Annotated in this window: 13 protein-coding genes; 2 read left to right on the forward strand and 11 right to left on the reverse strand. The window is 36.0% G+C overall.

The window, feature by feature from the left end; all coding sequences use genetic code 11:
* Positions 1–25: 25 nt before the first annotated feature.
* Positions 26–595: a cysteine hydrolase family protein gene (locus C9J51_RS12150; protein WP_045039633.1), complete on the forward strand. Its 570-nt coding sequence runs from the start codon at positions 26–28 to the stop codon at positions 593–595.
* On the opposite strand, the gene ald is transcribed toward C9J51_RS12150, so the two are convergent.
* From ald to C9J51_RS12195, 9 genes are all read right to left on the reverse strand, one after another.
* Positions 571–1,680, reverse strand: a complete 1,110-nt coding sequence (gene ald, locus C9J51_RS12155; protein ID WP_045036414.1) for an alanine dehydrogenase — start codon at positions 1,678–1,680, stop codon at positions 571–573. The genes C9J51_RS12150 and ald overlap by 25 nt on opposite strands.
* Before the next feature lie 199 nt (positions 1,681–1,879).
* Entirely contained in the window at positions 1,880–2,146 is a 267-nt protein-coding gene (locus tag C9J51_RS12160) for a hypothetical protein (protein ID WP_036794193.1), read from the reverse strand.
* A 75-nt stretch (positions 2,147–2,221) separates the two neighbouring features.
* Positions 2,222–2,890 (reverse strand): HAD family hydrolase, encoded by a 669-nt coding sequence (locus C9J51_RS12165; protein WP_045039634.1) that lies wholly within the window; start codon positions 2,888–2,890, stop codon positions 2,222–2,224.
* Between the two features lie 80 nt (positions 2,891–2,970).
* Complete coding sequence (locus tag C9J51_RS12170) at positions 2,971–5,916, reverse strand: bifunctional diguanylate cyclase/phosphodiesterase (protein WP_107275153.1); 2,946 nt, start codon at positions 5,914–5,916, stop codon at positions 2,971–2,973.
* Between the two features lie 182 nt (positions 5,917–6,098).
* Entirely contained in the window at positions 6,099–7,325 is a 1,227-nt protein-coding gene (gene arsJ / locus C9J51_RS12175; RefSeq protein ID WP_107275155.1) for an organoarsenical effux MFS transporter ArsJ, read from the reverse strand.
* Positions 7,326–7,368: 43 nt separating this feature from the next.
* On the reverse strand, positions 7,369–8,367 hold the full coding sequence (locus C9J51_RS12180; RefSeq protein WP_045039636.1) for an ArsJ-associated glyceraldehyde-3-phosphate dehydrogenase: 999 nt from the start codon (positions 8,365–8,367) through the stop codon (positions 7,369–7,371).
* 176 nt (positions 8,368–8,543) lie between these two features.
* Positions 8,544–9,065 (reverse strand): phosphatase domain-containing putative toxin, encoded by a 522-nt coding sequence (locus tag C9J51_RS12185; RefSeq protein WP_045039637.1) that lies wholly within the window; start codon positions 9,063–9,065, stop codon positions 8,544–8,546.
* A 30-nt stretch (positions 9,066–9,095) separates the two neighbouring features.
* Entirely contained in the window at positions 9,096–9,869 is a 774-nt protein-coding gene (locus tag C9J51_RS12190; protein WP_045039638.1) for a metalloregulator ArsR/SmtB family transcription factor, read from the reverse strand.
* A 107-nt stretch (positions 9,870–9,976) separates the two neighbouring features.
* Complete coding sequence (locus C9J51_RS12195) at positions 9,977–10,585, reverse strand: 2OG-Fe(II) oxygenase (protein WP_045039639.1); 609 nt, start codon at positions 10,583–10,585, stop codon at positions 9,977–9,979.
* 265 nt (positions 10,586–10,850) lie between these two features.
* Between C9J51_RS12195 and C9J51_RS12200 the strand changes: the two genes are divergently transcribed.
* Positions 10,851–11,708: a DMT family transporter gene (locus C9J51_RS12200; protein WP_045039640.1), complete on the forward strand. Its 858-nt coding sequence runs from the start codon at positions 10,851–10,853 to the stop codon at positions 11,706–11,708.
* A gap of 62 nt (positions 11,709–11,770) precedes the next feature.
* Here C9J51_RS12200 and C9J51_RS12205 read toward each other — a convergent pair whose 3' ends face one another.
* Positions 11,771–12,283, reverse strand: a complete 513-nt coding sequence (locus C9J51_RS12205) for an RNA methyltransferase (RefSeq protein WP_045036406.1) — start codon at positions 12,281–12,283, stop codon at positions 11,771–11,773.
* 216 nt (positions 12,284–12,499) lie between these two features.
* Positions 12,500–12,997: a hypothetical protein gene (locus tag C9J51_RS12210; protein WP_045039641.1), complete on the reverse strand. Its 498-nt coding sequence runs from the start codon at positions 12,995–12,997 to the stop codon at positions 12,500–12,502.
* Between the last annotated feature and the right edge of the window lies 1 nt (position 12,998).

Here is a 12,998-nt window from a genome sequence, read left to right on the forward strand (position 1 = left end):
TAAATATTGCGCCAAAGGAACCAATATGAACAAAGCATTAGTTATCATTGACTTCATTAATGACATCGTTGATAAGAATGGAAAAATCCCCAGCTGTGCTGCACAAGTCAGTGCCAATCATGTCATACATAACGCTAATGTTGCCATTCAATGGGCAAGAAAAAATAACCTGCCTTGTATTTTTGTTAAAGTTGGCTTTCAACCTAGTTACCTTGAATTACCCCATCAATCTCCGATGTTTGGTAAAGCCCAACAATACCGTGCATTAGAATTAGGTCAATGGGGCACTGAATTTCACCCTGATCTTCAGATAACTCAGCACGATATGGTGATTACAAAATCACGCGTCAATCCTTTTTATAACACAGCACTTGATAGCGTCTTACGCGCTAATGCAATTACTGATATTTATTTTTGTGGTGTAAGTACTTGTTGGGCGATTCAATCTGCAGTCAGAGATGCCCATGATCGTGATTATTGTGCCCATATCATTAGTGATGCATGTACATCGGCGACAGAACAAGAGCATCAACGTTCTTTAGCGATGTTGTCAAGAATTGCCACGTTACATCAAGCTAAAACACTTGATATGTAAGGATAACCTAGTGCTTGAGCTACACTATAGTTAGTTACTTGCCCTTGATAAATATTTAAGCCATTGAGTAAATGTTTATTGGTCGTTAGTGCTGTTTTATAACCCAAATCAGCCAATTGTAGAATATAAGGCAAAGTTGCATTATTAAGTGCAAAAGTTGATGTTCTTGCCACGGCACCGGGCATATTAGCGACACAATAATGCACAACATTATCAACAATATATGTTGGATTATCATGGGTGGTTGGGTGTGATGTTTCAATACAACCACCTTGATCAATAGCAACATCAACAATCGCCGCCCCCGATTTCATACGTTGAATCATCTCTTTTGTGACTAATTTAGGGGCTTTTGCACCAGCAACTAGCACACAACCAATCACGAGATCCGCAGCTAGCACATACTTTTCAATCGCATCATTAGTAGAATAAATACAGGTTACAGCGCCAGAAAAAAGACGATCTAACTGCCGTAATACTTCTAAATCTCGATCAATAATAACCACATTTGCCCGTAAACCAACAGCCATCTGTGCCGCATTCATGCCAACAACACCGCCACCAATAATTACAACATTAGCAGGAGCAACACCCGCAACACCGGCTAATAAAATACCTCGACCACCCCGTGATTTTTCAAGCGCAAAAGCCCCCGCTTGTAATGACATTCTGCCTGCCACTTCTGACATTGGCGCTAATAATGGCAGTTGTCCATTATCATCAGTTACCGTTTCATAAGCGATACAAACAGCCCCACTATTTATTAAATCTTCAGTCTGTTCTCTATCAGGAGCCAAATGAAGATAAGCAAATAATAGTTGTCCTTTACGTAATAACATTCGTTCTGATGACTGTGGTTCTTTCACTTTAACGATCATATCGGCTTGTTCAAACACCGCTTGTGCTGAATTTACAATTTGTGCACCTACCGCTATATAATCCTCGTCACTGCATCCAATACCCACACCAGCAAGCGTTTCAACATAAACAGTATGTCCATGTAATACCGCTTCTTTTACCGAGGCTGGCACCATACCAACACGATATTCATGAACTTTAATTTCTTTAGGAATTCCAATTTTCATTATTATTTCCTGCCTATATGCACTAGTCATATATAGACAATAGTCAACAATAATAGATATTTCTCACTGTTTTTTAATCCCATATAAATGATTATCACTAGTTATTGATAGAAATATAAAATAATAATTCACAAAAAACAGGCATAAAAAAACCGCGATAAAAATCACGGTTCTTGAAATCACTCACTACAGATATGGATTAGATATCATCTTCCCAAGGCATATCAGGCAAAGCAACTAAATTTTCACGATAACGTTTTAAATCAAATTTACCGTCATTTTTCATTACATCAAAGACTTCGATAGATAATGCACAGGCAATCATCTGTACCGCTTCATCACGTGCAGTACCTGTCATCATTAAACGCATTAATGTTTCTTTAACCACTAATGGATTGCCGTCAGCCAGTTGATTTTCAACCGTTTCAACTAGCATATCACCCGTCATGATTTCTTCGTTTTCCATCATAAACCTATTTGAGTTATTTCAGTCGTGCATAATCTAACATAGCGCATTGTTACTGCAAAATAATTGCTTACTTCATACAGTCTCAAACAATAACTTATTTTTAAATAACGACGTTAATAATGGCTTAGCTTCAACCATTGAGAAAAATGTATGGTCAGCATTAGTGGCGGTTAATGACTGATGAGCATTAATCAATAAGCAATAAATATCAGCACTTTTTGCTGACTGTAATCCAGTTCGGCTATCTTCTATAGCAACAGCTTGATCAGGTTGAATCTTCATTGCTTGGCAAGCCTGTAAATAAACATCAGGAGATGGTTTATTATTTACCACTTCATAACCACTGAAGACTTGATCAAATAAATCTAGCCAGCCATGCAATTTTAAAACGCCTTCAACGTAATCACGTGGAGCCCCTGTCACAACTGCCATAGGCACTTTACCTGAAAATGCTTGGAGTACAGCATCCACACCTGGCAATGCCGGAATGCCTTGTTGGCGAATTTTTGTATCTGTTAACGCTTCCATTTCAGTGGTAATTGTGACCACATCCACATTAAGTTGGTAGCTATCGATGAAATGTTTGGCTATCTTTGGCCACGTAACCCCAGCATAATATTCAATAAAATCGTCGGCTGTTAACGTGACACCATATGTCGCTAAATAGGTACTCCAATTGTTAGCATGAAACGTTTCAGAATCAACTAACGTACCATCAAAATCAAAAAAAAGAGTTTGCATTCTTTACCAAATAATAATTTTTCACATAAAAGAATGGCCTTTATAACACCCTAATTTAACAAATAACAGTGGGCTATTATTTACAATACAATTGCATTGCCATTACGCTCTTTAAGTATAGTAATCGCATCATCAATCGCTACCGCAGGGCTATAATAAAAGCCTTGAATATAATGACAAGCCATCTCAGATAAAATATCTAATTGCGCTTGTGTTTCAACACCTTCAGCAACAACTTCGACCTTTAATTTTCGGCTAAGATCGATAACCAATGACACCAACATTTGACTCTCTTTACTGTGTTCAATATCCACAATAAAGCTACGATCTATCTTAATAATATCTGGCTTTATATCAATAATAGCGGCTAACGACGAATAACCTGTACCAAAGTCATCCAATGAAATCGCAATGCCTCGCGATCTAAATGCCGCAAGAATATCAATAATATTCTTACCGTCATCAAGGGCTGTTGATTCAGTAATTTCAATCATTATGGCGCTATAAGGTAAATTATAGTTATTGATTGTTTCAAAAATATATTCTTGATTATGCTGTGAAAACTCTTTCACTGAGTGGTTAATTGAAAAGACAACATCGGTAAAACCACTGCGATGAATACGATCTAAATCAGCACACGCTTTTTCAAATACTAGTTGACCTAACATGCCAATTAAACCGTAGCGTTCAGCAATAGGAATAAAGATCCCCGGAGAGATGAAACCCTCTTGATCATCATACCAACGCGCTAATGCTTCAAATTTACAGACGTTCCCTGTTTTATTATCCACAATAGGTTGATAATGAACGACTATTTGTTGAGCACTGATAGCCTGTTTTAACTTATCGCGTAATTTTAATTTACGGATATATTCATGTTGTAATTGTTGGTCATAAACACAAATACCATTACGACCTAACCACTTTTGTTCATACATGGCATAGTCAGCATTTTTGAGCAAAGCTTGGTGTGTGGTACCACTTTCGGGATATGATGAGATACCGATACTAATGGTTAGATTTATATCAATATCATTACATTTAATTGGCTGTGAAATAATATCCACTAATTGATTAGCAATATGCAGAGCATAATTAACATTTTGCCCTTTGATTAACACCGCATATTCATCACCACCATAACGACAAATAACACTGTGCTCACACACTGTTGCTCTAAGAATATCAGCTACTTTTTGTAGCACTTTATCACCGAAATCATGCCCGTAAAGATCGTTAAAAATCTTAAAGTCATCAAGATCAATAAATAAAAGTGAGCATACTGATGTCGCTGAATCATCGGTTGATACATCATTAATTTGAGCGATGTATTTTTCTACTTTTTCAATAAAACGGCGACGATTCATTAACCCCGTTAGGGTGTCATTATTTGCTAATAGTTTTAATTTCTTTTCAGTTTGCTTTCGAGAGCTAATATCATGAAAAACACCGACATAATTAATCACATTATGATCATCTTCAATTTTATTAATCGTCATTTCTTCAGGATAAATAATACCATCACTACGGCGATTTTTTAATTGACCTTGCCATGACCCCGTTGTTTCAAGGCTATGCCACATTTGTTCATAAAAAGCAGTATTATGACACCCTGATGCCAAAATTCGTGGATTTTCACCAACAATATCAGCATGACAATAACCTGTTACTTTTTCAAAAGCTTTATTAACTGAAATTATATTATTATCTTTATCAGTTATCACAATACATTCAGACGTATTATCGAAAACTGTTTTAGCAAGGGTTAATTGTTGTTCCGCAATGACGGTATCTGTTATATCAATCAAAATACCAACAACACGGTTATAATGATGACTACTGCTAGATTCTATAATATTACCTTTACAATTAAACCAACGACAAATTTTATCGTTACTTCCTGATTGTAATCTAAATTCAACATCAATAGAGGTTGCATCACCATTTCGTAACTTGGAAAAACATTCAATAACAGCAGATCGATCATCTTTATGTATCATGATAATCCAATCATAAACATTATTAACATTAGTTTCATTTATACCTAAAATATCCCAAAATTTAGGTGACGTTAATAATATTTGTGTTTCTAAATTATATTCCCATATACCTTCCGTAACGGCATTATATGTCACGCTTAATTTATCAGATGCTTGATCTAATTTATTTGAAAGATAATAGAACTCGGTAATGTCTTGTACAATACCTTTGATTAAGGTTGCAATACCATTTATATCACGCAGTATATGGCAATGTTCGCGTAAGTATTTATTTTTACCTTCAGCTAAAACAATGCGATAAATAACATTATAACTCATGTTATTGCTATCTAGCATGTCACGTCTTAGTTCAATAACGCGGGTACGATCATCAGGATGAATATATTGATTCGTCGTTGTCTTGTTAGGTGTGAAATTCTCAGCCTCACATTGAAATATTCGATAAATTTCTTTACTCCAATAAACACTACCCGTGACGATATCAACATGAAAATTACCCAGTTGAGCTTCTCGTTGACATTCTTCCATTTCACAAAGCAATTTTTTTTGCTCTGATAGCAATGCTAAATATTGCACATCAGAACCAAGAATATCGCCAAGAACTTGACACCACTCTCCATGCTGTTCTTCAGAGAAAAAATAAGGATGTTCAAATAAGCATCCGATAACACCCACAATTTCTCGACGCCTAGAAAATATAGGTATGCCGAGATAATGTTGTAATAAATGAGACGTAATTATCTGATTAAATGGATATGTCTGTGGAATATTATTAGAAAAATAATAAGGCTTACCAGAAGATATCATCTTTTCACAAAGAGAGTTATTAATTAAATACGTGAATACAGTATTCGAAAAATAATCGTCAATAGAATAAGCTAAAGATGTCGCTTTATGCTGATTTTTATCAAAATAAGCAATATAACAATGGGTAGGCTGTAGCGTTTCATACACAGTATGAAGGGCTTCTTGTATAAACTCGCTACCATAACTGTTTCGTTTTAGTGCTTTTAATGTTGTAACCATAAATAATCAGTAGCCTAAGCAATATATCTTGAAAAATAATTATTTTTAATACTATATAAATAATCACTTACCAATATACCGTATGTTGTCGCATAATTAAAGAACGTCAGTATTAATAATAAGGTTTATTTAATATCTTTCAGATTAATATCACTTTATCGCTAAAAAATAATGATATAATATCAAATAGAATTTATATTATTACGGGGCAACCATAATGAAATTATTGTTGTCACCATAATGAAAACAAATGCTATCCATAAGCACATAGACAAACCATATAATTGATATATCGCACCAGATAACAACGTACCAATTAAACGCCCCATTGCATTTGCCATATAATAAAATCCCACATCTAAACTTACACCATCATCTTTGGCATAACTTACTATTAAATAAGAATGTAATGAGGAATTAATTGCAAAAATAGCACCAAAAATCATTAATCCAATAACAATAATTAATTGTGGATACCAATTAAATTGTAATGCTAATGCAATTACTCCCGTTACAGCAGCAAGTATCATTGCCCATACGAACGCAACTCGACCATCAGGTACTATGCCTTTTGTTTTACCCGTAATTTTAGGTGCGATACTTTGAACAAAGCCATAACCAATCACCCAAACAGCCAAAAAGCCACCAACCAGCAAGTAATCCCATCCAAAAACTTGCCCTAAATAGAGCGGTAATGCAATCACAAACCAGACATTACGAGCACCAAAAAGAAACATTCTTGCGGCGGAAAGTATATTTACACTTCTACTTTTTGAGAAAATCTGACTAAATTTCACCTTGTTTTTTGCTTTACCTAAATCTTTATCAAGTAACAACAAACTAAATATAAATACGACGGCAAGCACACCAGCCATCGCAATAACTGCACCTTGAAAACCAATCAATGCCAGTAATGCCCCTCCTAAGAAAAAGCCGACACCTTTAAGCGCATTTTTTGAACCAGTAAGTAATGCTATCCATTTATATAATGCACCTTGCTGATCATTTGGGACGAGTGTTTTAATCGCACTTTTAGCACTCATCTTATTTAAGTCTTTAGCAATACCTGATAACGCTTGGGCAAACATTACCCATATAACAGTAAGATTTGCGGAAGGTACAGCCAACATTAATAATGCAACAACCTGCATAAATAAACCAATATTCATGGTCTTATTTAAACCCAACTGCGCACCAAGCCAGCCACCAATTAAATTGGTTACAACACCAAAAAATTCATAAAATAAAAATAATGAGGCAATCTCTAACGGGCTATAACCCAGTTGATGGAAATGTAAAACCACCAACATGCGTAATGCGCCATCCGTTAGAGTGAAATTCCAATAATTAAATGTCACCAACATATATTGACGTACATCATTGGGTAACTGGCTCAGCTTTGCTAACATAAAAATACTCTCTAACTTATTATCACTTTTTATTGTTAGCTGATTAACAACCAACTTTACGAATTAATTCTGCTGTCCGTGTCGCATAACCCATTTCATTGTCATACCATGCATAAATTTTCACCATCCGTTGATTTACAACCATCGTTGATAAGGCATCAATAATAGTAGATCGTTGATCGCCACGGTAATCAACCGACACTAAAGGCCGAGCTTCAAAACCTAAAATACCTCTCAAGTCAGTTTCTGATGCCGTTTTTAAAAGTTGATTAACTTCATCAATAGAAGTATCGCGCTCAACATCAAAAATAATATCCGTCAATGATGCGTTTGCAAGGGGTACACGCACCGCATGACCATCGATTTTTCCTGCTAACTCAGGAAAGATTTCAACAATGGCTTTTGCTGAACCAGTTGTTGTTGGGATTAAACTCATTCCACACGCACGCGCTCGACGCAAGTCTTTATGCGGGGCATCTAAAATAGTTTGTGTATTGGTTAAATTATGAATGGTGGTAAATGAAGCTTGTTTAATACCAAGTTGTTCATGAATCACTTTAACGACGGGGGCAATACAATTAGTGGTACAAGATGCGGCAGTAACAATACGGTGTTTCTTTGCATCAAATAAATGATCGTTAACCCCAACCACAATATTCAATACTCCCTCAGCTTTTACGGGTGCAGAAACGACCACCCGCTTTACCCCTTGCTGTAAATATTGATTAAGGTACAACGTATCGCGGTGAACACCTGTGGCTTCTAATACAACATCACAACCAGACCAATCAACATCCGCGATCTGTTGCTGCTGAGAGTAACGAATTGCTTTGCCATTAATTATCATTTGATCATTTCCAACGGTGACGCCATGCCCCCAACGTCCTTGAATCGAATCAAATTCAAGTAAGTGGGACAAAGCAGTAACATCACCGGCAACATCGTTAATTAATACAAATTCAATCTCAGGCCAATCAAATGCAGCACGTAATACTAAGCGGCCAATACGACCGAATCCATTGATCCCTACTTTAATAGCCATTATTCTTCCTCACCTTGTTAATAACAAACATATGAATATCCATATATGTGGAAAAACAAATATATCAGCCGTAAGAAAATAAATAAACCTTTTTTGCCTAAAATACGTTCAACAACCTCCAATAACAAAAAACCCCGCATCTGCGAGGTTTCGTAATAAATTATTATTGATAGCAATTAGTGCTTAGCGTCATCATTCCACTGCTTTATATACTCAATGTGTGATTGGCGAGTAAAAGCACTTGGTCGTTGCGCCTGAATAGAGGCTATTGTTGTATCAAAAGGCATACCACGAGCCAGTAAAAGACGAGCAGCAAGTAGACCAGTACGGCCAGAGCCACCTTTACAATGTGCGACTACAAATTCACCATTATTAAGTGCTATTTGTGCTGCATCATTCGCACGTTTCCATTTTTCTTCAAAGTGAGCAGTTGGCGCACAATCATCTTCAATAGGAACATGAAACCATTGTATACCCAATAATTTACACGCTTCTGCTAATAATTGAACGCCTTGATCAGGCAATTCATTTTCTTCTAATGCAGTTAAAACAACTGTTGCCCCCGCCGCTTTTAACTGACGTAAACTCGCGATCGTATTAACCCCTTTAGTCCCAGGACATGGTGTTAATAATAAACCACCGTTTAAAGAGGCTCCTTCATTTAACGGTAATGTCCATACGGGATGTTGATTATCCATAAAAGTAACAACTCCTAGCGTGTTATAGCATTAATAAATTAATGCTGGTTTCTTCCTGTTTTTTATTGCACTTAAACGTATTTTTTCTTGATTTATCAATGCCGGTTGGCCATTTCTCACTGTATCAAACGTATGCCGAATCCATACAGGTAAATCACAAGGAAAATGATAAAAGATCCATACACCTTCACGCTGGTCTTGTAATACACCACTGTCTCGTAACAATGCTAAATGACGAGAAACTTTAGGCTGACTAACCTGCAATGCTTTGGTTAAATCCCCAACAGATAAAGCAACTTCATCATGAATCAGCATCAAAATACGTAATCGTAATGGATCACTCATAATTTTGAATAATTCAACCGCTCCAATTGTATTAGATTGATTATCACCATTAAGCATCAAAAATAATGCGATCTTGGCTTTCAAACCATCAAATACATCGTAAAATCCCTGAGAGCCAGCTTGCGGTTTAGGGTCTTTAAAATCCCAATGTATTAATGCATCAGAATCAGGAAAAAGCGCACATTCTTTACTGGCTTTATCACACAACGTGATCACAACATCAAAATGTTGATTTTGTAAACTCGATGCTAATACACAGGTTAAATTATCGGAATTAACATTATGATAATTAAGCACTTCATACACACGAGGATCGATAGTTTCAGGTGCCATCCCTGCGCTTATAATTTCAAAATTATCGGCGGTAGTTTCACTGTTTAGACACATATGACGCATTAATGCTTCTGCAAGTTGCGACCGTGCTGAATTTCCCGAACAAAGAAACAAAATACGTTTCACAGTAAAAACCTTATGACTATCATTAAAAACATTAGAATATACGATAAGGCATATATAACAAGCTCAAATAATTACGCTTACATAACTACGATAGTTATCATTATCTATTAGCGAGCAATATCAAGTTGATTTCCACTGACACCATTGGTTCGAAACCAACCCGCAATACTAAATCGTTGTTGTGTTGCAGGAAGCACTTCATGAGGAAACAGTTCAGATAAAAATACGACTAGTCTACCCGCATTTGGATCCAACGTTGCCAATTCATTATCATCAAGATCATACATCTTCAGACGACCACCATGCTCAGGTTGCCAATCTTCATTTAAATAAAAAACGGTCGTCAATTTGCGATTTTCTTGACCACGAAAACAATCCACATGCTTTTGATAGAAATCACCTTGTTCATATTTAGCAAAATGTGATTCATATTCAAATAAACCCAAGAATAAATGACGATTTACTTCAAGGCGAACGTCGTTCATTCGCTGTAGAAAATCGCTCACTGGCGGCCCCATATCAGATTGTAGCCACTGAATCTTATCGCTTCGAATTGCTTTTTTAGTCATATATTCATCATTACGACCAATGCCAGCTTGACTCCAATCTGTTGGAATACATGCTTTCAATTCACTGACTTCATGTGGCGTTAAAAAATCATCCCAGACAAACCACCCTTGGGTAAATAAAGCATCAACCAGTTTATCGCTATTCATAATCATTCCAATCTAAAAGAAGAAAAAAACGTTATAAAGGCAGACATACTTTACGACAAATCGCAAAAATCATCATAACTATGAAATTTTCTGCTTAAACAGCCCCTAATCATAGGAAATATTAGATTCAGTGATTGATTAATCCTCAAAAATAGTAACTAATACATTATAGGTATAATATTTATTAGACACTCATCACGTATTCAGCATCTAATATTGGTAAAAAGATTAATTCACTGAACTAGATTTATAGGAAACTATTATTATGAGCGATAAAAATCGCGGATTATTATTGGCTTTTATTGGCATAATGATATTAAGCTTTGATAGTTTATTCGTTAAACTATCTAATTCTACTGCATGGAATGTCCTTTTTTGGCGTGGTGCATTTCAATGCATTGCGTTAGTGATTTTTCAATTACTTTATAATCGAAAGAAATTTACAGCTGAAATATCTCATCCATCATTACCATCACTCGGACTAGGGGTTATTTTTGCCGCCTCTACCATTTGCTTTATTGAGTCATTACATTATACCCAAGTTGCAAGTACGCTAGTTATCATCAATACCGCCCCTTTCTTTACCGCAATTTTAGGTTTTCTAATATTAAAAGAAAAATTGAAGTGGCCGACACTATTGGCTATTGGTGTTGCAACCAGTGGCATTTGGATTATCTTTGCGTTTGCGCCAGCTGGCGGTCAGTGGGTAGGCAATGTATTAGCATTGGTTACGGCATTAGCCACTGCTATCTATCTCGTTGCTATGCGTAAAACGAAAGGGGAACAAGCGGCTAATATTCTTATTGTCGCTGGCTTTATGATTGCCGTATTTGCTTATATTAAAGGTGCTCAACCCTTTTCGTTATCCCATCTCCAAATGTTATATTTATTGGTTTTAGGTGGTATTGTTGTACCCGGCTCTTATCTATGTATTTCAAAATCTGCTGCTTATATTCCAGCCGCTCAAACAAGCTTAATTTTACTAATGGAGATTTTATTAGGTCCACTATACGTATTTTTAGTGATTGGCGAACAACCATCAATAAACGATATTTTAGGCGGAGCTATAATATTAATTACATTAGGGCTTTATACTGTGTGGGATCTTAAACAATCTGCGTAATATATAATACCTAATAAAATTACCGCCGTTCGTATTTACAACGGCGATAATCTATTAAAAATTTATTTAGTGCTTACACGTAAGTTATTTTTATTATCACGATTTTGACGAATATGTTCATCACTCTGGATAATATTTTCTTGTTTAGCAAGACGATCATATAAAACAACATTAACGGATGCTGCTAAGTTCATACAACCAACCGTGGGTACATAAACAACATGGTCGGCTCTGTCTGCTACATCTTGTGAAATGGAACCATCTTCAGGACCAAAAATATAAATCGCTTTGTCTGGATGCTGAAAATGAGGCAATAATGTTGCTCCCTCAGCAAAATCAACACAAACAATCTTCATATCTTTCGGCAAATTATCAAGCATAGATTCAACACCAGATAATGGAATTGTCTGTGCCATTTTCTTAGTATCTGTCTGAAATTTTGCGGCTTTATCGTAACGGGTTCCCGTATAAATAACAGCATCTGCTTTATAACAACCAGCAGCTCTGAGTACAGCACCGATATTGGTTGGACTTTTAGGATTACTTAATCCAATGATTACTGATGCATCTTTCATGTCAGGAATACCTTATTGTTTAGATTAACAACAAATATAAATAAAGATGTCATTATACTAAAATAGTAACTTTCCAGAAAGAAGTAACCAACGTTAACGCTACTATCCGGCCCATAAGCAAAAAAGCCTCACTCTTTGAATGAAGCTTCTTCTTTAAATAATCGCTGTTGATATTCTATACTAAAAAATTAACTCAACGTCGATAATCAATAAGAATTAATTTACATTATTATCCACTAAATGATGACATAACCAACCTAACGATAAATCTTCAATGGCTTGCTGTATCGATGCGTCTATCTTTTGCGCTTCATCACCATTATACATATCAAGAATAGTGGTAAAAAAGGGCATATAAGGCATTGTTGAAATATACACTTTCTTATCATCAGCAGCAGCGATCACTTCAATATCATAGGCATTTAAATGACGTGAGTCTTGATCTGTAATGTGCACTAAATTAAAGCGTATAATATTGGTATCTTTCGAATCAATGGTTGCACGATACCCTATTCGATTTTCATCATCGATCAAATGATAGCCCCCATCAGCCAACGCTATTCCTTTTTCAATCAACATCGATAACATGTCGGCTCGCTCAGAAGAGACGTCCATTACCAATGCTGATTCTTCTGAAAAATCATCAATAGAACCATCTTCAAGATCATCATCAAATATAGATCGGGTGTAGGTTGTTACGACATGATCTAGCATG

Origin of the sequence: Photobacterium iliopiscarium (assembly GCF_003026395.1) — a bacterium.
GTDB lineage: Bacteria > Pseudomonadota > Gammaproteobacteria > Enterobacterales > Vibrionaceae > Photobacterium > Photobacterium iliopiscarium.